The sequence below is a fragment of the Moorena sp. SIO4A5 genome (assembly GCF_010672005.1).
GTDB lineage: Bacteria > Cyanobacteriota > Cyanobacteriia > Cyanobacteriales > Coleofasciculaceae > Moorena.
This window is the reverse complement of record NZ_JAAHHZ010000064.1, coordinates 13,370-39,848: the sequence shown is the minus strand read 5'-3', so window position 1 is coordinate 39,848 and position 26,479 is coordinate 13,370. Positions and strand designations below refer to the sequence as shown.

Here is a 26,479-nt window from a genome sequence, read left to right as displayed (position 1 = left end):
ATGGAGGCATTGCTGTGGAAACAGTTTCTTTCATGGGATTGGAGGGACAAAGTAACCAACCTAAAAACTAGACCCTATATAGGATAGCACTATTTATGCCTTTAATTATCGCGCTTAGTCCCACTAGGTCGTTGGATATCAACCCATGGTAGAGGTACCAATGTCAATGGTTCCCATGATGAGGAGCCGGATGAAGGGAAACCTTCACGTCCGGTTTTGTAGACGAGTTGGGTGAGGCGACTCCCCGGCTTAGTTTAACAAGCTTAAACCCATGAGCGGGCTAGAGATTTAGTACTAATGTTGCTGCATAAGTGACATGCTCCCTTCTGGATTAGCGATTCGGCGAAGCCGACGCTACGCGAACGCATTCTGGATTAGCGATTCGGCGAAGCCGACGCTACGCGAACGCATTCTTGGGAAACCCCAGTTAGTCTAAACTCCAGTTAAAAGCTCACGGGGTGATAACAATGCTAAAGCTCTCTGTCTGATTTGGTAAGTACTGTCAGCAAGATGCGTTCGCGTAGCGAACGCATTCAATCTTTATTGCCCTGATGCCAACATTTGCTTGGGTTTGTAGTCAGACCCAAGCTTGTTGGCACAGAATCCCAAATGACGGCTTTGACCAGGTTCGATCAATCGTCCCCAATCCAGCGGGGTGACCACATAGTTTTTAGAGGATTGAGAGTTTTCCATGTTACGGGGTTGGAAATTACCATTCCAACTATTGTTAATCGCAGCTTGATTCATTTGGAATGTTAATTCCCAGTCTTCAACCTTAGTGCTGCCCTCATTGATAACCTGTATGCCGATGCAAAATCCTTCTTGCCAATCTGAATGCAGGTTAGGTACCACTTTTAAAGGGACACGGTTTCTAGTCTGTGACCTTGTAGAGAGATTAGGGTTAGGGAGATTAGGGCTAGGTTCGGGTGTTGGCATTGGCTCCCTTAAACCTTGGTTGGTATCGGGTGGCGGTGAAGGTAAGGGTGCCATGTCGCTGGGTGTCGCACTGGGGGATGGTAAAGGTAGTGGCTCCTTTAAACCTGGATTGGCAAGGGGTGACGGTAGGGGTAGGGGTGTAACTTGCCTTGGTGTGACAGTTGGTGATGGTGCCGGTGATGGTGCCGGTAACGGTGCCGGTAACGGTGCGATTACACCAGGGTTGGTACGCCGGTTAGGTGGGGGTAGTGGTGCAACCCTCCTGGGTGTGGGATTGGATAGGGGTGGAGGTAGTGGTGCAACCCTCCTGGATGGCTGCCTACTTGGCGTTGGTGTAGGCATTTGCCCGATTGAGCTGGGTTGGGAATTAGGCAATGGCGTGGGCATTGGTTTGGTTCTGCCTGGTGGGAAACTTGGTCGCGGTATGGAAATTGAGGGGATAATCGGAGCAACTCCCACGTTCGGGGCGAAATTGTTGGCAATTAGCAGTCCCTGAAGCAGTTGTTGCTTAGGAGCCTCCACACTCTGCCAATCATCTTGCAGGATCCCGCCAGTATCCCCACTATTGGGATTCCAACTCCAGTAGGCAAAACTGAGGTTGTTTCGATTAATGTAATCTACCAGCCGCCGCTTCCAAACTCCCTCTTTTGAGTTAGGGTCTACCTCCTTACCACCGAATTCTCCGATCAAAATCGGCGCAATGCCTTCTCTAGCGATATAGTTCCAAGCAATTTCCCAGCGGTATTCCAAATTGTTAGGGAAACTAGGCTCTGAAAACCAAGGGTGATTGAAAACTCCAGGGCCGTATTCATGGGGGGAATAGACCAGCTTATTGGGATTAGACAAACGTACTGGATATTCCCTAACTCCTTCCAGATTACCCCCATGCCAATGGGTTGCTAGTCGTTGACCTGGAACATTCTTTTCCACACCTTCAACAACTATCAGCCAATTGGGGTTGACTGCAAGAATGGCATTACCAGCCCTCTGTGCTGCCAGTCGCCAGTCAGTGGCTAGATCGTTTGTTCCCCAGCTGGCTCGACCATGGGGTTCATTTTTCAGGTCTGCACCAATGACATTAGGCTGATTGCGGTAACGAGTTGCCAGCATTTTCCAGGTTTCTATCCAATCAGTTTCCGTAAACCCATCCCCATACCATAATGGAGGAATACGTTGGTCATTGAGTCGGTGACAGTCCAACAAAATTAATATGCCTTGCTGCTGGGCTTCCTTGATAATGGCATCCATGACCTCCAAGGGCGATTTACCGTAAAGCTCCCGATTGCTACCGATGTTGAAATCAATCCCACTGACCTCTGAGGCTCTTAGGGATTGGATAGAAAACGGCAGCCGAATCATGTTGTAGCCCAAGCTTTTGATCTGCGCCAACATATCCTTGTAGTCTCGTTTCCACAACCCATGAGGAGCATGCAACTCTGTCTCAATCCCAAACCAGTTCACCCCTCTGAGTAATATCGGGCGACCTAGGGAATCAAGTAGTTGTGATCCTTGGGTAGAAAGAGGTAGCTGCATGGTTCTTGCAGCATTGGCTGCATCAACAGGATGGTGAGAAGGCAAGGTTAATTCCATCAGGGATAAAAAGACTAACGCTAAGCCAAGACCAATGATTCGCCAAGGAAGTGTAAATTTGGTTCGCTGGTACTTAGGAAGCCTACTATGCCCAGGCTTGCGCCGTCGAGGCTGCCCGAAATGGCTGATGATTGTCAGCAGGATAGTTGATAGGATGCGGGCAACTCGGGATATGTGCCGGAAAAATCTAGACATCGGTTTCTACAAGAGAAGAGGTAGAGTTAGTCACAACTAGAGGTGCGACCCGTGGCGAATTTAATTCGCCAAGTAAGAGCGCACCTAAGAACTTGAGATTGAGCTTCCGTCACCCTGGCTAACTCGAAAAACTAAATTAAGCCACTATACTATATATAGGGCAATGGGTAGGTTACGATAGACAATCCCTTAATATCAATACCCAAAACTAGCCCTAATGTCAGTGTATCTCCTCAAAACCGAAACCCGACAATTCCCCTGGTTAAAAATCATGTAATGCTTGATGGGTAAAGGCTAGATTCGAAATCAACTAGGGATTTCTGGGAGGTTGTCACACAACCTTCACAAAGTGTCTTGACAGATTCCAAAGACTAAGTCAGGGCAGGTATTAAAAAAACTTACCAACTTTTGGGGGGGCATACAGTCGAACGCTTATTGAACATGGGTTTTAGTTCCATAACCCTTTTTAGTTTCCCCCACATCCACCTTCAAAACCCTCGGTTTTGAAGGGAGTATTCTGATTAATTGTAAAGTTCTCAGGTAATCACTAGGAACTGCAAGTTTCAATCTAGAAGGGGTTTATATACCTGCACTACTTATTTCTCTAAATATACCTTCACTACTTATTCATGTAAAATTCATAAACTTAGTGAAGGGTTTCATAAAACTTTTATGAAACATGGGATCACTACGGATTAACTTAAAGAAAAGCCAAAGTATTAAAGGGTGCAGCTACAAAAAACTTCTGCCGCTGACCACCGATAAGGAGTGAGCGAAAGACTAAACAGATCACAACTTGATCAAAACTTGGCAAAGTCTTACGCGGCTCAGGTTAAATGGCTGATGCGGCAACTATCGAAGGAAACTACTGATTATGACATCTCCGATTAAGCAATTTGTCCTGAAACCAATTGTATTTTCAGCTGCACTCTTTACAGTCCTAACCATACCACTAGCTTGGTTTGGCTCTAGACCTTTAAATATCCAAGTACAAGAGGAGCCAGTGTTTGACGGTAAACTAATGGACGTAGCTCCACCTTACTTGGGCTTAGCAGCGCTACTAAGTCTGACTGTAGGAACTGCTACAGTGGCGATGACCGGATGGCGCTCCGCTGACCGCAACCGGTCTGATATAGAGGCACAGTTATCGGGTCTTGAGGAAAATCTCAGGAAAAAGGAGGAATTGTTAGAGACACTTCAGCTATCAGACTCTAGGTTAGACGCTTCTGGACTGAAGGAGTTTACCTCAGACAAAGACACTTCACTATCTTTGAACGACAACTACCAGCCCATTAGCAATCTTGAGCAAGTCACTTCCGAACCCTTGCTCAAAACCTACCATCCGATTGCCGAAACTGAGTCGGTAACTGAACCTGTAATCATTACCAATCAAACAGTGGATCATGAACCATCCACTCAATCCCCCACTAAACCTGACTTGGACGTGGGAGCAGCTACGGCTAGGTTTCCATCGGTGCAATCATTTCTAGCCTATGCTCCACCCAATGCTTCTCAGGAGCCACAGATGAAACCAACTCCCCTTAATCGTGATGAGTTTGACCAACTCTACACTAAAATTCAGCATCTTATGTCTCAGATGGTCACTGTAAAAAAGGCTATGGAAAGACGGTCACCAAAAACCTCACTCGAGTAGTCGTGATCAGATAGCTATCAAAAAAAACTTGGTAATGGCTAATTCCTAGATATTGATAGTTAAGTCATATCAAGGGTTAGTCATTAGCTTTTCTTTCCAGTCAAACCGGAATCTTAACACGTAATGTTTTAATAAAAGCCCTAATCACCTCAGCTGGAGTGTTTCTAGTCTGTTCATAATGTTCATGTGGATTGCTTCAATAATTCTATTGCTTCAATAATTCAAGGTCTGATTCTTAAAGAATTATCGTCACAAAGCATGCAAGCACTGTCAAGATCAATGCTGAATTGCTTGAATGCACCCTGACTATGCACTGACATCATATGCACTGACATCATATGCACTGACATCAATTAAGCTCAGAATGATTGGAAAGCATTGCTACAATGCGGTCGAACCTTTTCCTATTTTGCCAACCTAGCCATAGGGGGAGAACTTGGGCTTCTGCTAATTCTAGTACCAAGGATTGAATTTCTTGGTCAGATGCCTGTCCATAAAGCAGTAGTACTAAGAACCCATTGAGTTGCCGTGCCATTGTTTTAGCTTGAGGTAAGGCATCTATAGCTTCATTCCAATGGACAGGGAACATCAAATGAAGTGGCTTATCGTCTCCCATGTGGATTAGAGTGGGTTTGAGGAGATTGCAAGTGCCATGAGGTCCCTCGTACCACGGGCGATGATTTTCTAGGTACGCAGCTTCTGACTTTACCCAAGTATTCATTTTGTACCTCTAAGTTTATTATAGCTCTTATTTTATTTATGGTAATTGATGAAAAATGGATTCGCTAAAATTCGTTCTAGTCTACAACGAACAAATCCCTTGAGAATTTATCCAATGGGATCATAATGTATTACCATTGGTATACCTAGGGAATAGGTCTGGTGATCTAAACCCTAAATTTATGTAGCTGTAGCTGTCGTCATTGATTTGTGCAAAAGAACATGGGTTGATAGTATTTACTCAGTTATGCAATTTGATAACGCTTAAATTAATTTAAAAAAAATCCATATTTTGCAATTTTTTGGGAGGTTTACTCAAGTTAAAGACTAATTTAGGTTTATGGCCAATTTTGATTTAATTTTATTCCCCCATCTGTTAGGCTGGAATAACTTACCAGGAAGCGCGTTTTTCCAGTTATTGCTCTGACCAATAGTCAAGATTTAGAGTTACAGTAACCTGGGATGAACCAAAAAAATTTCCCTTTACCTTTATCCTTTACTAACATGTCATCCTTGAATCAGGATTGTGATGGCTACAGGACAAGGGATCATCAAAAAACTTGATCTCAAAAACCCTGGATTAGGTGGTGACTCCTATTAGTTTTTATGGTTCCTTGAGGAGGAATACTGGTTTGGATTAACAAGTATAGCATTTTCAGGTGAAATGAAAACGCGCTTATTCCTTGAGAGCTCCTCACTTATATATAGCGCTAGAGTGAGTTAGTAATTTAGGGAGTAATGCGTTCGCGTAGCGTGGCCGTAGGCCAATCGCATATTTCCCAAGCCAGCAGTCCCTCACCTTTAAATTCTGAAACTCTGACCAAAGAGGGACTTTTGCATACATGACGTTGGCCTTGTCAAAAAAGGTACCCACACGGGTACTGTCCAAAGCTGGTGGCGAAATCCATACTCAAAGAACTAGTAAACAACACACAGGAAACGCAATGACCAGACATGGCCGACTCTATCTAAGAACGGATTCAAGCCCTTAGTCCTGAGGAACTGGCAGATGTGACTGAAATTAGTTCTGTCTTAGCCCGTAGAACACCCCTGTGGTTCTATATTCTCAGGGAAGCAGATAGCGCGAGCTGGTGGTAAAACCTTAGGATCTGTAGGTGCTCGGATTGTAGCAGAAGTTTTTATTGGTCTGCTGCAGGGAGACCGTATGTCTTATCTAAATCAAGACCCAGATTGGACACCAACACTGGGTTCACATCCAGGAAAATTTGGTATTGTCGATCGCATAAGCGCGGAAGCTGAGGCCTTTGGCCACGCTTCGCGAACGCTTCATCGCGTAGCGTGAGCAAAGCTCAATCTGCTTAAATTTGCTGGAGTGGCATAGATACTATAACTTGATAGGGTGCTATAAAATTATACCAATTCACTTAAACATTGCTATCTATTCTTGAATAAGGGTAAAGATTAAGGGGAAAATGTAAAGGTAAAATCTTTGACTTTTTTCCCTTAATCTTGAGTATAGTAATTTGTAGTATTCATAAGTATTGATCAAGTGAAATGGTACCCACAATTCTTGCTCTCGACTTTGACGGTGTTCTGTGTAACGGACTATTAGAGTATTTTCAGACGGCGTGGCGTACATACTGTCAAATTTGGAAACCCGGCAGTCAAACACCACCCGAGAATTTAGCACCTAGCTTCTACCGCTTACGACCTGTGATCGAAACCGGCTGGGAAATGCCAGTATTGATTCACGCGCTGATTCTCGGTATTTCAGAAGACGAGATTTTGCAGGATTGGTCAACAGTTGCCCAGTCTATCGTTAATTCTGAGACCTTAGACAGAACCGATACAGCCAAGCAGTTAGACACGATTCGGGATAAATGGATTACTACCGATTTAGATGGTTGGTTGAGTCTACACCAATTTTATCCCGGTGTGATTGAGCGATTGGAGCAAATACTTTCCACAAATACCACACAGGTATATATTGTTTCTACTAAAGAAGGACGCTTCATCAAACAACTATTGCTGCAACAAGGTATTAAATTACCACAAGACAGAATTATTGGCAAGGAGTCCAAACGACCCAAACATCAAACCCTACGACAATTAATTGAAACTTTTCCAGGGGAAGCCGTAACACTATGGTTTGTGGAAGATCGGCTTAAGACCCTTCAATCTGTGCAACAGCAGCCAGACCTTAAACCGGTCAAACTCTATCTAGCTGATTGGGGCTACAATACCAAAGCTGAGCAAGAATCTGCTGGTAATGACCCGAGAATTCAGTTGTTGTCTCTTGAGCAATTTTCCCAGGATTTTTCAAATTGGCTTGATTAACTATTAGGTATTAGTCCTTCTGGAAGGAAAATTTAGGTTTTGGCAGCATTTCAGGGAACTCTATAACTATCACCTTTGAGATTGTCTTTTCAACCAGAGGTGAAAATGATTTTGAATAAAACGCTTTTCGGTTAGGGTTTCTATGGGATGCTACACCTAATTTTTAAATTCTGGAACTGGTTATTAAAGCTAATTTTTCAGAGAATAATCCTAGTTCTAACAATCATGTTTTGCCTGGGAGTGGGAATTGCCCTTTCAAGCATGTCTCGTCTCTCCATGGATCTAATTTAATCCCACGCACTAGACTATTCAACCTTATCTGCTCAAGTTATTAATGAGGCACGTAACCTCTACAGTACTGAGGTGGTTAGTCGTGCTAAAACTGTTGATGGAATTACTGTTACCCATAACTACACTACCAAAAAAGGGGCAATTCCTAATCCAGCCACCTATGTGATAGAACTGGGTTCGCGCATTAGTGCCAATGATACGGGAGCTTTAATCAGGCTTTACAGTGATTATCCCTTTCCCAATCGACAAGCTGAAGGGGGTCCGAAAGATGATTTTGAATGGGATGCACTCAGATTCTTGAGAAAATATCCCACTCAGTCATTTTTTCGCCAAGAGCAAATCCAAGGTCGTTCTTCATTTCGATATGCAGAAGCCATAATTATGGAGTCTAGCTGCATTGCTTGTCATAACAGCCATCCGGATAGTCCCAAGATGGATTGGAAAGTAGGAGATGTCAGAGGTGTTTTGAAAATTATTCAGCCTCTAGACAAATTTGTGGGACACACACAAATGGGTCTGAGGAGTACATTTATCACCTTAGGAGGACTATCTGTGTTGGCACTCTCAGGGCTAATTCTAGTTATCGGTAGATTGCGTCAAATTGCAAAGGAATTAACAAGGCGGGTTACGGAACGCACGGCTGAGTTGGCTGAAGCTAACCAAGATTTAGAAAAAAGTAATCAAATTATTAGTAAAATTTTTGGGCGTTACCTGATTTTTGGGCGTTACCTGAGTAAGGAAGTAGTAGATAATTTACTGGAAAAACCAGAAGAATTGAAACTGGGATGCCAGCGCAAAACTATCACCATACTAACTTCTGATTTAAGAGGATTTACAGCGCTATCCGAACGATTGCTTCCGGAAGAAGTGCTTCAAATTCTCAACCTCTATCTGAAACATATGTCAGAGGTAATTACTAAATACCAAGGAACCATTGATAAGTTCATGGGTGATGGAATTTTGGTTTTATTTGGTGCTCCCACGGCCAGAGAAGACGATACAAAACGCGCAGTTGCTTGTGCTGTGGCGATGCAATTGGCAATGGTTCCTGTCAACGAAACGATGCATGCCTGGGGCTATCCACCTCTAGAAATGGGTATTGGTATCAACACAGGTGATGTTGTGGTGGGCAATATTGGCTGGGAAAAACGCACCGATTACAGTGTAGTGGGTAGCCAAGTAAACTTAACCTATCGTATTGAATCCTATAGCATAGGTGGTCAAATTTTGATTTCACAATCCACCTTTGAACAGGTTAAGTCAATCGTGATAATTCACGGGGACAAACAGGTACAACCAAAAGGGGTTAAACAGCCAATTACTATCTATAACGTTGTGGGTATTGGTGATGACTACAATCTCTTTATACCTCAAGAAGACGAGAATTTTTTTACCCTTCCTAAAACCATCCCACTCACCTACAAAATTTTGGAAGAAAAGCATATCGGCAAAAATCTTTTTCTTGGAAGTTTAGTTCAGCTTTAAGCTAAGGGATCGAAAGTGCGTTCCTATGAGATAATAAGAGAGTATTTACCGGTAGAGCTAAGTAATATAAGCCTGAATCTATTAAATCAATATCAAGCAGAATATAGTGATGATATCTATGCTAAAGTTACGTCACTTGAAACATAAAATCTAGGGTTTTATATTCGTTTTACCTCCCAAACTCCAGAGGTAAATAAAATGCTTGATGATCTCTACAAGTCGATAAGTAAAAAAAGTGAATATAAGCCGTCAGGTATCAACAGTTAGCCTTACAGTGGTTTGACTTTGAGCATGGCGGGATTGCTGTCTACAGTATGGTTGGCAGTTAGGAATTGGTATGGTTTGTGGCAAATTAATTTAGCAGATTGAGACTCCCCTGGGCGATAACGGTTATGCGATGGCTCGAAGAGCCCGCCAAAGGCGATTGACCGTAGGTCACGCTACGCGAACGCAAAATTTGCTCAACCAGTTCTCCCCAAGCCCACTCCAGATGTTGAATTTAATCATCATAGTGGTTTAGTTTAGCCATCATAGCTTCATTTGCCTGGGTCATGACCATTGATTTTGATTATATTAGTTACAAAACTTTACATAAAATTGTATAAAAATTGGATTTTTGGAGAGATTAATTAGAATGAAGACAACCAATAAAGCTTAATGGTCTTGGTAGTCCTAAACCAGTAAGGATGAGTTATAGTCATTAATCAAATACCAGATAGCGGGACTTTGACAAAATCTTACACTCCAATGAGCGATCAACCTAGATTGGGAGGGCGATTCACCTTGGAGGCGTATATCATTAAGTATTCACTTTCAGGCAATTGACCTTTTTCCCTTACCCAGAGAGGTTTTCATCCCAATTCTGGCCGATTACGGCTACACATCAATAGTGGCTCGGACTGAAATTTACATGCATATTGGCTTCACACAGAAAGTGCAGTGAAACAGTACCCAAAAGGGTACTGTCAGCATTACCTATTATTAAGGAATAATAGCCAATTAAGCCGTTACTACCAACTCAACATGGCTTATACATGTAGCAGTTTGCAGCCATCGTCATGGTTCGCCGACCAAGACACTCAGCTCATGTGGCAAATGGTGAACTATGACCTTCACCTTTAAAGTCTTACCCAGGGAAATGCATTAACTGAGGCTTCCACTCCAATCAAAAAACTAGCTATAGCGTTCAGGTGTGACAAGCAGCCTTGTCAGCCTTCAGTGGTGCTCACTTCATCGGTGCATTGATCCTGGCTAGTGCCTAATTCCCATCCCCCGATAATTACAGATTACATCCATTGTGGATAAAGGGATAAACTATGGAATTTGATCTGATAATTATTTTTTTATCATTGTTTTTTGCTCAAAGCTTTATGCAAGCTTTATCAAAGCTTTATAGAGTTAAAATTTTAGTAAATTTTTATTTCGTGAAAGCGATAAATTTTAGATAACCACTATTGTAGTGATAAGTAGTCGGAGCAAAGTTTTAAAAATTATGTTGATTTTGTAAATTTTTATTCCATCGGGTTGGTTCAAATATGGTAAAGAAAGTTTGGAAAATTGATTAATGGTAAAAGGTTTATTTTGATCAGACTAGTTATATAATTGTTTGTGAGATATAATTCAGACATCAATACCAAGAGTTGATTCAACTATTCTTGAACGAATAATTACTTAAATCAAGGTTAAAACTATCTGTCTTGGAACTGTAAGTTGATTGCGATCGCTTAAGTCTTGGGGTCTATATAGGGTTTCTAGCTCATTAGTAAGCAGTCAGCCGTCAGCCGTCAGCCGTCAGCCGTCAGCTTTTAGCTCACGCTACTTGAAGTGCCGTCAGCCTTGAGCTTATAGCACATCAAGTAGCTTGGCACAGGCTTTGGCCTTGGCCTTTGGCCACGCTACGTGAATGGCCACGCTGTGCGAACGAGGCTGGGACGTATCCCATAGGCTGATAGCTGATAGCTGATTACTGACCGCTGATAGCTGATAGCTGAATGCTTAAGCTCATTAACCCCAATGCTCATTGCTCATAACATCAAAAAATACTCCGATCCTTTTGATATAGTGGTTGATGGATGAAATACCCAAGACCACGCTGTATCGATCTTTGCTGCTGTTTCCTGTTCCCTGATCCGACCTTTTCTAAGCCCAATCGCCCAGGGCTATAGGTTTTGGTGACCTATAGTTTTGACGACAAAAAAAACTCCAGTTGTTAATCTCGACGGAGTATAGGTCTGCTTTGTTTTAACTTACCCAAAAATCAGGATAAATTGTCTATACCATCTGCAGCAAGCAACCTTGGTGTTACAGATTCAATCAATGTTAAAAATGCCCAATTTAGGGCTGTGGTAAATATAAAACAGATTGATATGAATAACGCTCAAGATACAGAAGCCAAAATTTATCAAAGTCATTATTTAACAGCCTTCCAACGCAAACTGCTCCAAAAAAGCCTAGAACAGGATTTACATGAGTCCTACCGTCAGCGGATTCAAATTATGTTATTGGCAGATCAGGGCAAATCTCAAACGGAAATTTGTCAAACCTTGGGGTGTTGTGCCGCAACAGTAAGACATTGGATGCATATCGCTCGTAGTGGGATGGCTCACCAATGGCAGGATTGTCCCATTGGTCGCCCCAAGGCAGTCAATGACGAGTATTTAGACCGTTTGAAAGAACTGATTAACCAGAGTCCCCGGGATTATGGTTATTCCTTTCAGCGCTGGACAGTGAATTGGTTGAACAAACATCTGGCAAAAGAATTGGGGATTGAAGTCAGCAATCCCCACCTACAACGATTGCTCAAGGAGATGGGATTATCGACTATACCAACACGGAGAAAGGTTAACTCCCCTAACGGACGGGAAAACGATGGTCACAGCATCTTAATTTCTGACCTGAAATCCGCTAATAACTCCGAATCCAATAGTTTTTGGTTATTCAATCCCAGCAACATGGCATAAGATGATGGTTCGACATACATCTACATCTAATCCACTGATTTCCCCTGAGCAGCTCGCCCATACTCTAGGGCATCCTCTTTCAGAACTAGAGGTATCACGCTGTCTCAAACAAATAAAATATCGCGAGCCAACGGTAGGTCAATTTTGGCAGTCAACAGACGCCGAGGCTGGCGTCTATATTGTGATTTCCGGAAAGGTCAGACTGATTAATAGCGCGGGGGAGTTAATTACCAATCTAGAAGCTGGAGCTTCCTTTGGGGAGTGTACTTTCTTTCCAGAAGAGTCTTTTGAGCCTTACTCAGCCAGAGCTTCCCTCAAAACCAAGCTCTGTTATCTAACTCCGGAACTGTTATTTCCCCTAATTAGTAAACATCCCCAAATTCGCGAGCATTTTTATCGTCAGGCTCAAGGGCAAAATTCCCTGCTGATGCCGTCGGAGAGTGCTTTGGGAGAGGGGGAGAAAGGGAGAATAACGGAAGGTGCGGGAGTGGGACAGAAGAAAGATATCCCCACCTCAGGAGACCAAAAGCCCAAGCAAACCGTTAGGAAAGCTTACTTTCCTAGCCCTACTCAAAGGGTTGGTCATTTGTGGCAGCGAGTGATCCGACGCTATCCGTTTTTTGCCCAACAAAGTGGTTCTGACTGCGGTGCTGCCTGTCTGGTGATGATCGGTCGTTATTGGGGGAAACGATTCAGTGTTAACCGCTTGCGAGATATCTCTAATGCCGACCGTAATGGCGCTTCATTGCGGGGACTATCAGCGGCTGCCGAAAGTATTGGCTTTTCCACTCGACCGGTGAAAGCTAGTCTGGATCGACTGGCAAAACAACAGCTACCTGCTATTGTCCACTGGGACTGGGGGGGTGACGAAAATAGTTATAAAGCAGACAGGGCAAGCGATCTAGCTCTCATTCCTCGTAAATAATACTTCTGTTTATTACGATTAAGCTTCATTAATTATTGTATTAAATCAATAAGTTAATAACTAAACTTGACCCAAGTTTGAGCATGTAAGCCTATATAAAAACTACTGTGTCGTCTTTGTAAACGACCAGATTCTTTTACTCTACCAACATATTTATGAATTCCTTTACGTTTAATTTTTTGTCCGTGAAGAGTAGCAGAAGTATAAGCTATTGTTATCAATAAAATTAAGGAAATCAACCGATTATCTGAGACATTAGTGTCTTCTAAGTTATAGCAACCTGTTTTAAAATCTCTAAACATTTGCTCAATATTAAACCGTTTTTTATAAGCAGCAATTGCCAAGTCTAACGACTTTAAATTTGTGAGAATAAACCAGGGTTATTTTGGGGCAAATCCTGAAATATTTTTTTTCAATTTTGCGGCCAAATTAAAACGGGGTAATCCCTTAGTTTTCGTAACTTTGATTCCTTTAAAAAACAACGAAGTTCCTGGGACTAATTCTAAAGAATCTAAATCTGTCCAAATTTTTTTTTCAATTTCAATAAATTCATTTTTTTTAAGACGTAGACAAAAGTCTGCATCCTTTTGTGACAACCAGTTTGCCAGCCTGACAGAACAAAATTCTCTATCTCCCAATAGGCAGATTCTATAATCTTTAAAAATCGGCATTATTTTTGATATATGAGTTGTTTGTTCCTTAAAATTACTACTGCCTAATTTTGGCATCAAAGTAAAGTAAACTGGAAAAGCTCTTTTGTCCCAAATCAGGCTAGTTACTAAAAGGTTTATTTTACCCCAATTTGTCCGATCAATTGCTATATAAACTAGGTCATTTTTTTCGGCGTTCGCCGACGCTACGCGAACAAAATATGTTTCTAGTAAATTAGATAGAATAGGAAACCAAATATTTTCAAAATTTAAAGTTGGCAAAGAGAAAAAGCGCTGTAGTCTTTTTATTCTACTTTCAAACTTTATTCCAAGAGGTAAAGCATTGGCTAATTTTTCAATGGCTTTCTCTTTTGATTGATTGTAGTAGAATAACTACAATATTTGCTAAAATAGAATTACGATCCTTTAGTTTAAATTTTAGATGGTTTTGATATAATAAGGGTAACATTTTCAACAGATAGGTCTTATTGACAATGAAAGACCTATCTTTTTCTACCACAGATCGTTACACTCTTGACGTATCAATCGTTTCAATCGCTATCGTCGCCCCCCCAGCCACTGGGAAGGAAAACACTTTATTGTTGTTTATGAAATCACCAACAAGCATGTGGTAATTGCTGACCCTGGTATTGGTCAAAAAACTCTGAGCCACCAGGAATTCAAAGCAGATTGGACTGGTTATGCACTGCTACTGGAACCTACAGCACTCCTGAAGGATACCAAAGAGAGTAAGACGTCTTTATGGCAATTTTTTGAGTTGGTAAAGCCTCACAGTTTCGTGTTGCTGGAGGTGTTTATTGCTTCCCTAATTATCCAGATATTTGGTCTGATTACACCCATATTTACCCAGATAATTTTAGACCGAGTGGTGGTGCAAAGGAGCACCCTCACCCTAACCGCTGTCGGGTTAGGATTGCTAATGTTTAGTCTGTTCCGGGTTGCGATTACCGGGTTGCGGCAATATTTGCTTGACCACACCGCAAATAAGGTAGACCTAGCACTGATTGTCGGGTTTATTAGCCATACCTTGCGATTACCTTTAGGTTTCTTTGAGTCTCGTTTTGTCGGAGATATTACCTCCCGGATTCAGGAAAATCGTAAAATTGAGCGGTTTCTCACCGGTGAGGCGTTATCTATCCTGCTAGATTTACTAACAGTTTTTATCTATGTGGGTTTGATGTTTTGGTACAGTTGGAAATTGGCGCTGCTAATCTTAGTAATTGTACCACCCTTTTTCCTGCTGGCGTTGATTTATACACCATTTTTAAAACGAATTTCTCGGGAAGTCTTTCATGCGATCGCAAAAGAAAGTAGTTATCTGATTGAAGTGCTTTCTGGTGTCCGCACTGTCAAGTCTACAGCAGTTGAGCAAACCGTACGCTGGCATTGGGAAGAGTTATTAAATAAAGAAGTTAAAACTAACTTTTCTGGGCAAGTGATTAGCAATCGACTCCAGATTTTCAGCAATACCATCGAGGGGTTAGCCACTACCGCACTGCTCTGGTTTGGGGCATGGTTGGTGATTCAAAATCAGCTTACCATTGGGCAATTGGTGGCTTTTAATATGTTGCTGGGTCAGGTGATCAGGCCTTTCCAGCGGCTGACGCTACTGTGGAATGAATTTCAGGAAGTGGTGATTGCTATGGAGCGCATCAATGATGTGCTGGATTACCAACCAGAAGAAAATTTGCACCATCAAGCACGGCAATCATTACCTGAGTTGCGCGGTCACATTCGCTTTGATCAGGTCACCTTCCGCTATCACCGAGAAAGTGATACCAATGTCCTGGAAAATCTTAGTTTTGAGGTAAAACCAGGGCAAATGGTCGCCCTAGTGGGGCGCAGTGGTTCCGGGAAAAGCACGATTTCCAAGCTGATGTTAGGGCTGTATCTTCCCTCAGATGGGAAGGTGTTGATTGATGGGCAGGATATCACCAGTCTTTCCTTAGGCTCCTTGCGCCAGCAAATTGGTGTGGTGGATCAAGATACCTTTCTGTTTGGAGGGACAATTCGACAAAACATCAGTCTGGCTTATCCCTCAGCCACCTTAGAAGAAATTATGGCAGCAGCGAAACTGGCCGGTGCTGATGAATTTATCCAAAAATTGCCCATGGGCTATGAAACCGAGATTGGGGAGGGAGGAGGGATGTTGTCTGGGGGACAGCGACAGCGTTTAGCCATTGCTCGCGCCCTCTTGGGAAATCCCCACCTATTAATTTTCGATGAAGCCACCTCCCACCTGGATGCAGAATCCGAGCGGATTATTCAGACCAATCTCAATACTATTCTCAAAAACCGCACCACCCTAGTGATTGCTCACCGTCTTTCTACCGTACGGAAAGCTGACCTGATTTTAGTGCTCGATAGAGGGGTATTGATTGAAAGCGGTACTCACGAAGACTTAATGGCAAAGCGAGGACATTATTTCTATCTGAATCAGCAGCAGTTATAGGGGAGGGAATAGGGAACAGGGAACAGGGAACAGGGAATAGGGTGTGGGGTGTGGGGTGTAGGGTGTGGGAAAAAATTCGTTGATTACTCTTGCCTTTTGCCTCTTGCCTTTTGCCTTTTGCCTGCTCCCTGCTCCCTGCTCCCTGCTCCCTATTCCCTGCTCCCTACTCCCTGCTCCCTGCTCCCTGTTCCCATCAATCCTATGTTCACAACTCAAATACCAAAGCTATATGCCTGAAAATCATACATTGAACGGACATAGTCCGACTCAAACTATTCCAGACCAGCGTCCCTATCAGGAGTTACTCACCGAAGAAACCACTCCTCAAGCTAGGAATGAGCAAGCACTCCAGGGTCATGAATGGTCTTATGCTACTAAGGAACTGCTTGATACATTACCCCAGGTTTGGACAAGGGGATTACTGTATTTTTTGATGGTATTTATGGGTGTTGCCTTACCTTGGGCGATCTTCGCTCAGGTGGATGAGACGGGAAAAGCCAGAGGAAGATTGGAACCTACGGGGGAAACTATCAAACTTGATGCTCCAGTGGCAGGAACGGTAGCAGCAATTAAGGTCAAAGAAGGGGAATTGGTAACGGCTGGTCAAACCTTACTAGAACTGGAATCCGAGTTAGTTAGCACTGAACTTCAGCAGGAACAAAAAAAATTAGAAGGGCAACAGAATCGCCTGAATCAATTAGAGGTGCTGAAAAACCAATTGATACTAGCTCTGCGTACCCAGGAGCAACAAAACCAAGCTCAAGAGTTAGAAAAACAGGCGCAAGTCGAGCAAGCACGGCAGAATCTGGAAGCGTTCAAGTTCGGCTACAGTTTACAAAAAGAAGAACTATTAGCACAAATAGAGCAAGCCCGAGGGGCGATAGACTCTAGCAAGGTTGCCTATGAATTAGAAACCATTCGTTTAGAAAGTGCTGAGGAAAAAATTCCCCGTTACAAAAACGCTTATGAAGAAGGGGTTTTGTCAAAAGAACGCTTTTTAGATGTGCAACAGTCAGCCAAAGAAGCCCAGAAAACTATCATCAGAACTGAATTAGACATAAAACAAGCTCAGTCTCGCCTGAAAGAGCAACAAGGTAGTTATGAAAAGACCATTCATCAAGCATCGGCTGATATTAAACAAGCTCGCCTGCGCTTGCAAGAGCAAGAACGGAGTTATAAAACTTTGGTTCATTCGGGTAAGCTGGCGTTACTCAAAAGTGAGGAACAACTGAAGAATATAGAAACCCAAATTACTACCCTCCAAGCCGAACTATCTCAGAATAAAAGTCAGATTAAATCCTTGGAAATTCAGTTAAATCAAAGGATGTTAGCGGCCCCGATCGAGGGAATCGTGTTTCAGTCCCCTATCAAAAGTGCCGGGGCTGTGGTGCAACCTGGAGATACTATAGTCGAGATTGCCCCAAAAGAGTCCTTCCTTTCCCTGCGGGCGCAGATCGCTATTTCAGAAAGTGGCTCCTTACGGGAAGGAATGGCAGTAAAAATGAAGTTTGATGCTTATCCTTTTCAAGACTATGGGGTAGTAGAAGGAAAGGTAATCAAAATTTCTCCAACCTCCAAGCTTACAGAGACGGAGCAGGGTAAAGTGCCTACTTATGACCTAGAAATTAAACTAAATAAAACCTGTATGCCCACACCACAGGAATGTATTGCTCTCCGCCCAGGGGACACCGCAACCGCAGAAGTAATTGTCCGCCAGCGTCGGATTATGGATTTAATCCTGGATCCCTTTAAGAAGTTGCAGCAGGGGGGTTTGGAATTGTAGTTTAGTTATCATTGCTAGAGATCAATGCTGAGGTTAACTATTTTTGAGTTGTCGGTTTTTATTAGTCAAATCAAAGAGGACAAAAATCATGTCAAAATCTATCACTATTAATGCTGAAGATATTCTAGATCAAGTCAAGCTATCTTTAAAAACTTCTGATATTGTAGAAGCAATTATTACCCGTCAAGTAATAGCAAATGCAGTAGAAGAGGCTGGAATCAAGATAGAAACTGAAGAACTTCAGGAAATGGCAGACAAATACCGAATAATGCATCAACTTCATAGTGCAGAGGATACCCATGCCTGGATGAAACAAAATAATTTGTCTCTAGATGATTTTGAACAATTGGTTTATAATCATGCCCTTTCCACAAAATTAGCTGTTCATTTGTTTGCAGATAAAATTGAACCCTATTTTTATGAACAGAAATTGGATTATGATGGTGTGGTGATGCATGAAGTGATTTTTGATAATAAAGATTTAGCTTTAGAATTATTTTATGCTATTGGCGAAGGAGAAATGAGTTTTTATGATGTTGCTCATCAATACATCGAAGATAAAGACTTACGTCGTAAAGGTGGATACCGAGGGATATTATATCGTCAGGATTTGAAGCCGGAGATTTCTGCTGCTGTTTTTGCTGCTAAACCTCCCCAGGTGATTAAACCGATTGTGAGTTCTAAAGGAGTACATTTAATTTTTGTGGAGGAGATTATTGAAAGGCAATTAGATAATTGGCTCCGCAATAAAATTGCTACTGATCTATTTAATGACTGGATAAATAGATCCCTTTATCAATTCAAATCTGTTACAAATATTGAAATCGTTCAACTCACTCCCCAAAATGCTTCTTAAATAAGAAGTATAGCAGAAGCGTTTAATAGTTTAAACCTTCAACGCTTCTGTAGAGCAACTTGTGGTAGACATAGAACGGTCTCGATTGTAAACAAGACCGTTCTGTTTAAAAAATCTTGCCTAAATGTCTTAAGGACTGGATAATCATCGGTAAATGCTTTTCCTAGGTATCTTTTGAGGATTTATGGAAAACTTGGTATAGTTTAAGCAAAATTTTAATATTTTTATTTAGCCTCTATTTTATAAAAAATTAGGCTATTTGTCTAGGGTTTTAACTATCATTAAACATTTTTGCTTTTAGAGGTATACCCCATCCGCCTTATTACGGGTGGGGTAAAGTGTATTTTAGTCTTGCTGAAATCTGCTACAAATCTATCCGATAAAGCGGACTTCGTTAGTATCTATAGCTGTTAAATCCAATTGCTATATACCTTTGTTACTACCATTCCAGACAAAAACCACTCCACAATATTCTCAATTTGAATCCTCCTAATGTATTCATCATTTCTTGCTCTGTTACATCATGCATATAGCTTTCATAATCCAAGAAAAGGTCAGCACCAGCAGGACGTAAATCAGAAATTTGAATGTTAGCCATTTGAGTTTTTCTCCAATAATGAATGTGTGTTATTTACCAGGAATCAATTAGTAATTTTTTATTCCTGTCTTAATCCTATTCAAAATAATTTCGTGTGTCTATTATTTTTAGATATTATTCATGCTAAAGCAAAAACACTTTTGTCATTAAATTAGATGTCATTACCTTCCGCTAAACCTATTCATAGCTCACAAGTAACCTATAAATAACTTTTCCCACTATTCTGATAGTTAACCTCTCTCTAATTTAGTGAATAAACTAAAACAGTTATGTCCACAAAACTAGTGGAGCTGATAAAAACCATAAAAAAAAGCCCAAGATTACTCTTGGACTAAAAGACTAAGATTAGTTTCTAGCACGTTTCAATTAGCTAAGGCACTTTCGTCCTAGGTTGATACAGTCAACATTTTCCCTATTGTGATTAAATTGACAAAGGAATTGGATTACCTCCTACTGTATCCAGTGGGAGAGACTTCACGGGGACTACCTCAAACCCAGCATCCAGAATTCCAGAGTAGCTTCCAATTGCCTCCAAGGCATTGACATTTTCTGAGGCAGTGCCAAAGGTTTCCATCACCTTGAAGTCCGTATCCCAAAGGTGACCACCATGTTTCAGGAAATCAGCTGAGCCGGAACCCCGTTCCCAAACCCAGATTTCACCACCATCGAGACCCGCTTCTTCAATGGGATCGATGCTGAACATAATCCAGTTATTCCCAGATGTCATCATCGCATCCAGATTAACTAAGTCAGCAAACTCGTCATCTACACCAATAGCGTTGGCAATTTCCTGTTGAGTATATAAGGCGCTTGTGGTGCCATCGGAATTATAGTTATAAACGGCGACTTTGGGGTCTCCATAAATCGAGAAGCGATTAGCATCTCTCCCTCCCCATAATTCCAAGGCGTCCACATCGGTAACCCCTAAATCGATACCGGGGCCTGGCTGATCAATTTGGTTAGCAGTTGCCCAAATATTGTTGGCACCTGTGGGAGTTTCATAGTAAATCTTATCATCAAAACTGGTGGAAAACACCAGGGTTGCTTGGTTGTTGATGACAGGATAGAAAAAAGCATCCCCAGAGTTGGCCATGGCATCCACTTGACCACGAATGCCATAATCGAAGCCATCCGTGGTATTCCCATTGCCGAACCAATTGAGAGTTTGTCCGGGGTCAGGATTTCCATTAGTGTTTTTATCCACACTGTTAGAATATTCCTTCCCGCCAACCAGTTTTAGGGAGGACACCGTATCAACGTCGGGAACTATAAAATCACTCAATGACAAAACTTTGTCTTTGAGATCGAGAGTGAAGGACTTTTCGCCATCAGAGAAGATTGTCTTTGACGTCACTCGATCCAAGGACTTCACTGATTCAGAATCAGAGGGCTTCAAGACAGGGACATCGCTTACTGAAATTTTATCAGGTATCAATTTTTTGTTGAACCTCCACTAATAAATGGGTGTTGTTTACTAGGAATCAATTAGTAATTTTTTATTCCTCTTGGGATAATACTTATATTAATTGAGTTTGTTGAGTTTTTGCCTAATTTATTGATGTCATAAGTAAACCTTTTTTGTCATAAAGTTATATGTAGTTATAGCAAATTAGCTTAGGTAAAAAGTCGTAGGTTTTAGGGAGCAGGGAGCAGGGAGCATGTCAACTTTGTAATTAGGTAGATAGATCCCCCCTAACCCCCCTTAAAAAAGGGGGGAATTAGATTGAAAAGTCCCCCTTATTAAGGGGGATAATGGGGGATCTGAATCAGGGATTAACAAAACTGACATGCACCCCTCGGGAGCAGGGAGCAGCGATGCAGCGCGGTCTTGGGGGAAACCCCCATGAGCGACTGCATCAAGACGGGAGCAGGGAAAAAATCTTGTGTACCTCATAGGAGAGACAATTGTTATATCTCTAATTTAGGGAATCAACTAAAACAATTATGTCAACAAAACTAGTGGAGCTGATAAAAACGATAAAAAGCTGACGCACAAATGCTTACTTTTTTGTAAGTATTCAGCCGTCAGCCGTCAGTGGTCAGTGGTGAGCTGATTTTATGTAAGTATTCAGCCGTCAGCCGTCAGCCGTCAGCCGTCAGCCTTCAACCTAATGCAGCGTGCGCCTAGGGCATAAGCTTAATGCTGATAGCTGATAGCTAATAGCTCATAACTGATAGCTGATAGCTGATAGCACCTCAAGTAGCGTGCGCGTAGCGCTAATCGCTGATAGCTGATAGCTGAATGCTTACGATTTTCTTCAAAGGTGCCCGTAGCGCATTAGCTGATAGCTGATAGCTGATAGCACCTCAAGTAGCGTGCGCGTAGCGCTAATCGCTGACCTTTTTATTAACCCTAAAACTTCCCAAAAAAAACTTTTTTAAAACCATTGACAACAATAACTATAATCATTAAAATAATCAGTGTAAACAAAATTAAATTCTGAGTTATGTCACAACAATTCAGCCAAAACTTCAAGAAACAACCTGCTCAGCACACTCTCAAAGGTTCTCGTCAATCAGTCATCTATAGTATGCAGATGCTTTACTCCCTAGGCTATGCAGAAATTGCGGAATGGACCCCTCTGGAACCCACTGATGTTCCAGGGGAAGTGATCACTACAATAACCAAGTATTGGTTGTTGCCATAACACCTTAAACGTTTGGGGGGATTTCCCCCCTGGCCAAGGTTTTGGTCTGCTTCTGTAGCATAGCCTTTGGCCAATCAGATCAGAGCAGGTTAGGTTTGCTAATTTTGTGACATAAAAAATTGAAATAGCCGTGGATAGTATTTCTACGGCTATTTTTTTTTATTTTGGGACTTATAGAAAAAGGGAACAGGGAACAGGGAACAGGGAATAGGGGGAAAATTCTGTGTACCTGATAGTTATGAAAAACGCTGTATGTCTAAGGAACTAAACTAAAACAGTTATGTCCACAAAACTATTGGAGCTGATAAAAACCATAAAAAATAGCCCAAGACTACTCTTGGACTAAAAGACTAAGATTAGGTTCTAGCACTTCTCAATTAGCTAAGGCACTTTTGTTGTAGGTTAATAAGTAACTATTTTGAGATTGTAACTAAATTAATAAAATAACGGCATCGGCTCCGATCGTATCCAGTTCGCGAGGTTCGACGGGGATTAACTCAAACCCAGCATCCACAATTCCAGAGTAGTTTGCGATCGCTTCCAAGCCATTGATATTTTCTGACGCAGTTCCAAAGGTTTCCATCACCTTGAAGCTGGTATCCTAAACATCGACTGACTCCCTAATCAGAAGCTTAGGCAATATTTATACCTAAGCATTCAGCTATCAGCCGTCAGCTAATCAACGGGAGGTAGTAAACAAGCACCGGGGGTGCTGGTACGGCTGGTTGAAAATCCCTGCTCGTTTTACTCATCCGACCCCGTGCAGTTAAAGCGCCTGCTAGCACCTCAAGTAGCGTGCGTGGCACAGGCTTCGACGCTGGGATGCGCTAATCGCTGATAGCTGATAGCTGATAGCTGACGGCTGAATGCTTACGTGCTATATATCTAAACACTGATAAATATCTTCAGAATTGGCATTGAGATAAACACGCTCCAAGTCAATCCCCAGCCTAGAAAATTGCCCAAGGATAGCCTTCATCTTTCCTTCGGTGGAATCATCCCCTTGATGCCAAGCTTCTAACAAGCCATTGGCGACAATCTGACAGCGATTCATGCCAAAGCTTTCCTGTTCGGCAAATTTTTGGTCTGGTTCTTCTGCTAACCCCAATCCTGGTGCTAGCTCCATGGTAAATAGGGGCACCTCTGGCTGAAAATGGGATTGGTGCTCTGTATAAATAGTCTTTAAAACTCCCTCAACAGCGTCATAGTGACACTTATCAAAGTAGAGTACCCCCGAATCGTGCCGTTCGTAGTCCTTGGGATTGTACAAAACTTTAAAGTGGAACGGAATTTCCATGTCGTTCAGCTGTTGGGTTAAGCTACCCATTACGGCAACTGCACCCTCAGGAGTCAAGTTGAAGTAAATTCGCACAGTCACTGACTGGTCTGTGTGCGGACGATTTGCTTCTAGATTGCCAACGGCCATATAAAAGCCATTTTGCACCAAATTCTTAGGCATACGGATTGCTACTGAATCCCCGACGGTGGCAGATTGCTGGGATGCTTGTAGATGCTGCTCCCGTTCAATATGCAGCCTCAATCCTCCCTTAGTCACAGCCAAAGTGCCATCACTTTCTTCTCTGAGAACAGACCAACCAGGGTCAAAGTAGCCTTTGCCACTATTGCTGTGGTGCAGTCGCTGATAAAATCCCACATCTACTCCTAGGATGGTATTGTTCTCCAGGTCTAGTGGCGCAGCTTCCGTATCTGCTTCCGGTGCGAGAGCATTTCGCATTGAACCGTTGTAATAAATACCATATAGAAAACTCCGCAGTTGCAGACTGATATATTTTTGCTGCATATCCTCGGGCATCCGTTGAAAACGTTCCACAGCTTCGGCTGGAATTTCCAACGGTTTGTAATCTGAATGGTGAATAGAGAAGTCTGATTGGATTTTTACTTTGTTAACAATATCGTCTAGAACATCTAGTAATTGCTGATTGGCGATGGGGGATGGTTTAATTTGTTTAGAATCAAGTAGTTGGATCATAGTTTGGTAGGGAGTAGGGAGTAGGGAGTAGGGAGTAGGGAACAGGGAACAGTAGGAAAGACCTTTGAAGAGTTTTTGATGTTATTGGAAATGCTATGTCTTAAACAGCGGAAGGACTGAGTTGGATTAATTCAGCAATAGCAGGGCCAAAAATCGTGGGCATGGATTGTTCTGGACGACACAACAAGGTCTTGGCAACCTGAAGCATGGCAATCCCAGCATTACCAAAGGATTTTTGGTACTCAATCATCGCCCGAATTCGTTGAATCAAACCAAAACCTGTAAATTGCACTACTGTCCGCAAGAAATCAGGTCGGTGTTCTAAAATTTCTGGAAAGGTTTCAAAATACCCTTTGGTTAGGGCAGCAATGGAAGGCTGGAGCTGTTCCAAGGGGGTCATGGCTAAACCTAGGGATTCTTCAATACTTAAAGATTTACTGATAACCAGGCTACTCAGCCAGATTTGCACATAGCTACTGATCAGTGTTCCTAAATCAAACCCTGGGTCTCCCCAACTACAGCGCTCCCAATCAATTAGTCTGACAATGCTGGTACTCTGATGCTCCCAATCTTGGTGCAGAAGGATATTATTTAGCTTTAGGTCATTGTGGGTCAGACAGCAGGGGGCAAAAGCATTGCCTAGTTGTGCGATCGCTTGCCCTAAACTATCGTATCGTTGATAAAGGGCAAAGAATTTCAGCCCGTCAGCAGGTACCGCACCAAAGATTTCTGGACCAATTCGTTCTAAACTATTAACTAATCTAGGCACTTGGTCAGTGGTTTGATTATCGTTTTCGGTACCAAAAAAATCTTGATAGTCTTTACGATTAAATGTATGATGATGGATTTTTCCTAAAAGGGTGCCGATGGTGCCAGCAACGTCTGGAGGAAAGATATTTTCCTTGGCGTAGAAATCCATTAAATCCCGATAGTCATCGAGATAGCGGAAAACCATAATGGAATTCTCACCATCAAAATGCAGCACCTCTGGTATCAAAGAGCGGAGGTTAGCAAGTTCTGGAAATTTCTGTAAGAATTCTTGAATTCGCCATTCATTCAAAAACTCACCAGCGGCTTTCCCTTCCTGGTTATGTCGCTCCTGCTTTACGAGCAGCTTATTACCATCTGGAAAGGTCAGCAATAAGTTAAAATTCTTGGCTTCCAGTGGCTCAATTTTACTGAGAGCTTGCTCGGAAGGATTGCATAAACCACGAGCAGCTAGATAGTCAAAAACATTATGAGAGTTTAATATGAATGTCATAATTAGGGAATCGGGAACAGGGAACAGGGAATAGGGAACAGGGAATAGTGTGGGGCGGGGGCGCGGGGAGTGGGCGCGGGAAGTGTCAGAGGTGTGATCACAAATCAGCATTTGGTTTTATGATCTATTGGGAAATGCTGTATTTATTCAAAAGTATAGGTAAAAGGAAAGTTATTCTGCCAATAATTTATGCTTAAAAACAGACGCAACTAAAACTTTTATGTCCCTAAACTATTCAGGGGAAGTGTGGGAATTGTGGGAAGTGTGGGGAGTGTGAAAAGTCAGATGAGCAAGTGACTTGGAAACCCCCAAGACCAGTCTGCATCGCTGCTCCGAAGTCCCTACTCCCTACTCCCTACTCCCTACTCCCTACTCCCTACTCCCTACTCCCTGTTCCCAGATCCGCTGTTCCCTTTCCTATATAACTAAACTAGTTATGTCATCAAAATATTCAAAAATCATAGAAAATTATAGAGGGCTGGTTTTCATAATCTATTGGTAAATTCTCTAGACTACGGTGGCTGGATAAAATGACATTGGTAACCGAAAATTAAGGATAATTTTAACTTTATTATGGTAAATCTATGCTTTGAGTATGCCAGGCTGATGTATGCGATCGCTTTTAGCGTGGCCATAGGCCAATCGCGTAGCGGCTCAATGCTGAGCATCGCATTCGTTTTATCAGAGTGGGAGAGTTTGAGAGGGAAAAGAATACCCCGTCGAATTAGGTCGGGGATGAATATTCCGTCTCAAATAGTGTTAATATAAAAAGTAAGGGTCTCAAAAAAACTGGGTATTGACCCTACTCAGCTACCCTGGCCATAGGCCACGCGGGGCGCGTTCGGTGCGCGGGAAAGTTACGCCCATGGAGATAACAACCAACTATGTTGTGCAAAGGATACCCCATTCCTGCGACGGATGGGGATGAAGTCCCTGGTTGATAGCTGAAGTCGAAGTCTATGGCTTGAGCTGGGGCGTTACCACCAATGACTGCTGCAGATGCCAGGGACAAGGACTTGATTAACTGGCGATTCTTCATAAAATCTTACCTCCTAGAAATTACTGACGAAATTACGGACATGGATACTGTCAGTATGAAAAGGTAATGTATGCAATCGTGTTTGTGATCTGAGGCTGATGTATAGGATCAGGTTTGTTATTGGAGC

The 26,479-nt window shown here is 42.3% G+C and carries 20 protein-coding genes and 1 pseudogene; 11 read left to right on the top strand and 10 right to left on the bottom strand.

What is annotated here, in order from left to right:
* Window positions 1–540 precede the first annotated feature (540 nt).
* Window positions 541–2,721, bottom strand: coding sequence for a cellulase family glycosylhydrolase (locus F6K57_RS20010; protein ID WP_293070169.1), 2,181 nt, complete (start codon window positions 2,719–2,721; stop codon window positions 541–543).
* Window positions 2,722–3,595: 874 nt separating this feature from the next.
* On the opposite strand from F6K57_RS20010, the gene F6K57_RS20005 reads away from it, so the two are divergent.
* Window positions 3,596–4,375 carry a hypothetical protein gene (locus tag F6K57_RS20005; protein WP_293070167.1) on the top strand — a complete coding sequence of 260 codons (780 nt, stop codon included), beginning with the start codon at window positions 3,596–3,598 and terminating at the stop codon, window positions 4,373–4,375.
* 349 nt (window positions 4,376–4,724) lie between these two features.
* Here F6K57_RS20005 and F6K57_RS20000 read toward each other — a convergent pair whose 3' ends face one another.
* Window positions 4,725–5,096: a hypothetical protein gene (locus F6K57_RS20000; protein WP_293038788.1), complete on the bottom strand. Its 372-nt coding sequence runs from the start codon at window positions 5,094–5,096 to the stop codon at window positions 4,725–4,727.
* Between the two features lie 1,164 nt (window positions 5,097–6,260).
* Here F6K57_RS20000 and F6K57_RS19995 point away from each other — a divergent pair.
* The 5 genes from F6K57_RS19995 (at window position 6,261) to F6K57_RS19975 (ending at window position 13,054) form a co-directional block, all read left to right on the top strand.
* Window positions 6,261–6,398, top strand: coding sequence for a hypothetical protein (locus F6K57_RS19995; RefSeq protein ID WP_293029453.1), 138 nt, complete (start codon window positions 6,261–6,263; stop codon window positions 6,396–6,398).
* A gap of 212 nt (window positions 6,399–6,610) precedes the next feature.
* Complete coding sequence (locus F6K57_RS19990; protein ID WP_293029450.1) at window positions 6,611–7,393, top strand: HAD family hydrolase; 783 nt, start codon at window positions 6,611–6,613, stop codon at window positions 7,391–7,393.
* A 363-nt stretch (window positions 7,394–7,756) separates the two neighbouring features.
* Window positions 7,757–9,169 carry an adenylate/guanylate cyclase domain-containing protein gene (locus F6K57_RS19985; protein ID WP_364303588.1) on the top strand — a complete coding sequence of 471 codons (1,413 nt, stop codon included), beginning with the start codon at window positions 7,757–7,759 and terminating at the stop codon, window positions 9,167–9,169.
* A gap of 2,267 nt (window positions 9,170–11,436) precedes the next feature.
* A complete protein-coding gene (locus F6K57_RS19980; protein ID WP_293070164.1) occupies window positions 11,437–12,129 on the top strand; it encodes a helix-turn-helix domain-containing protein in 693 nt (230 codons plus the stop codon).
* Window position 12,130: 1 nt separating this feature from the next.
* On the top strand, window positions 12,131–13,054 hold the full coding sequence (locus F6K57_RS19975; RefSeq protein WP_364303586.1) for a cysteine peptidase family C39 domain-containing protein: 924 nt from the start codon (window positions 12,131–12,133) through the stop codon (window positions 13,052–13,054).
* Here the strand turns inward: F6K57_RS19975 and F6K57_RS19970 are convergent.
* Window positions 13,006–14,173, bottom strand: a pseudogene (locus F6K57_RS19970) (IS4 family transposase). The gene F6K57_RS19975 and the pseudogene F6K57_RS19970 sit on opposite strands and share 49 nt — an antisense overlap.
* Before the next feature lie 72 nt (window positions 14,174–14,245).
* Between F6K57_RS19970 and F6K57_RS19965 the strand changes: the two are divergent.
* The 3 genes from F6K57_RS19965 to F6K57_RS19955 all read left to right on the top strand — a co-directional run bounded on the left by F6K57_RS19965 (window position 14,246) and on the right by F6K57_RS19955 (window position 18,816).
* Window positions 14,246–16,177: a peptidase domain-containing ABC transporter gene (locus tag F6K57_RS19965; protein WP_364303592.1), complete on the top strand. Its 1,932-nt coding sequence runs from the start codon at window positions 14,246–14,248 to the stop codon at window positions 16,175–16,177.
* Between the two features lie 64 nt (window positions 16,178–16,241).
* Window positions 16,242–17,960 (top strand): HlyD family efflux transporter periplasmic adaptor subunit, encoded by a 1,719-nt coding sequence (locus F6K57_RS19960; RefSeq protein WP_293070162.1) that lies wholly within the window; start codon window positions 16,242–16,244, stop codon window positions 17,958–17,960.
* Window positions 17,961–18,048: 88 nt separating this feature from the next.
* Window positions 18,049–18,816, top strand: a complete 768-nt coding sequence (locus tag F6K57_RS19955) for a peptidylprolyl isomerase (protein ID WP_293070160.1) — start codon at window positions 18,049–18,051, stop codon at window positions 18,814–18,816.
* A gap of 439 nt (window positions 18,817–19,255) precedes the next feature.
* On the opposite strand, the gene F6K57_RS19950 is transcribed toward F6K57_RS19955, so the two are convergent.
* Both F6K57_RS19950 and F6K57_RS19945 read right to left on the bottom strand, forming a co-directional pair.
* Complete coding sequence (locus F6K57_RS19950) at window positions 19,256–19,414, bottom strand: hypothetical protein (protein ID WP_293070158.1); 159 nt, start codon at window positions 19,412–19,414, stop codon at window positions 19,256–19,258.
* Window positions 19,415–19,835: 421 nt separating this feature from the next.
* Window positions 19,836–20,849: a hypothetical protein gene (locus tag F6K57_RS19945; RefSeq protein ID WP_293070156.1), complete on the bottom strand. Its 1,014-nt coding sequence runs from the start codon at window positions 20,847–20,849 to the stop codon at window positions 19,836–19,838.
* Between the two features lie 1,012 nt (window positions 20,850–21,861).
* Between F6K57_RS19945 and F6K57_RS19940 the strand changes: the two genes are divergently transcribed.
* Window positions 21,862–22,062 (top strand): hypothetical protein, encoded by a 201-nt coding sequence (locus tag F6K57_RS19940; protein WP_293070154.1) that lies wholly within the window; start codon window positions 21,862–21,864, stop codon window positions 22,060–22,062.
* Between the two features lie 430 nt (window positions 22,063–22,492).
* On the opposite strand, the gene F6K57_RS19935 is transcribed toward F6K57_RS19940, so the two are convergent.
* The 3 genes from F6K57_RS19935 to F6K57_RS19925 form a co-directional block, all read right to left on the bottom strand.
* Window positions 22,493–22,645 carry a hypothetical protein gene (locus F6K57_RS19935; protein ID WP_293070152.1) on the bottom strand — a complete coding sequence of 51 codons (153 nt, stop codon included), beginning with the start codon at window positions 22,643–22,645 and terminating at the stop codon, window positions 22,493–22,495.
* Window positions 22,646–22,939: 294 nt separating this feature from the next.
* The gene (locus F6K57_RS19930; protein ID WP_293070150.1) at window positions 22,940–24,052 is read right to left on the bottom strand and encodes a T3SS effector HopA1 family protein; all 1,113 of its coding nucleotides are present in this window, start codon (window positions 24,050–24,052) and stop codon (window positions 22,940–22,942) included.
* A 100-nt stretch (window positions 24,053–24,152) separates the two neighbouring features.
* Entirely contained in the window at window positions 24,153–25,313 is a 1,161-nt protein-coding gene (locus F6K57_RS19925) for a phosphotransferase (protein WP_293070171.1), read from the bottom strand.
* Between the two features lie 293 nt (window positions 25,314–25,606).
* Here F6K57_RS19925 and F6K57_RS19920 point away from each other — a divergent pair, with 293 nt between their 5' ends.
* Complete coding sequence (locus F6K57_RS19920) at window positions 25,607–25,738, top strand: hypothetical protein (RefSeq protein ID WP_293070148.1); 132 nt, start codon at window positions 25,607–25,609, stop codon at window positions 25,736–25,738.
* 87 nt (window positions 25,739–25,825) lie between these two features.
* Here F6K57_RS19920 and F6K57_RS19915 read toward each other — a convergent pair whose 3' ends face one another.
* Together F6K57_RS19915 and F6K57_RS19910 are read right to left on the bottom strand one after the other, a co-directional pair.
* Window positions 25,826–25,981 (bottom strand): hypothetical protein, encoded by a 156-nt coding sequence (locus F6K57_RS19915; RefSeq protein ID WP_293070146.1) that lies wholly within the window; start codon window positions 25,979–25,981, stop codon window positions 25,826–25,828.
* Window positions 25,982–26,115: 134 nt separating this feature from the next.
* Window positions 26,116–26,352, bottom strand: coding sequence for a hypothetical protein (locus F6K57_RS19910; RefSeq protein WP_293070144.1), 237 nt, complete (start codon window positions 26,350–26,352; stop codon window positions 26,116–26,118).
* Between the last annotated feature and the right edge of the window lie 127 nt (window positions 26,353–26,479).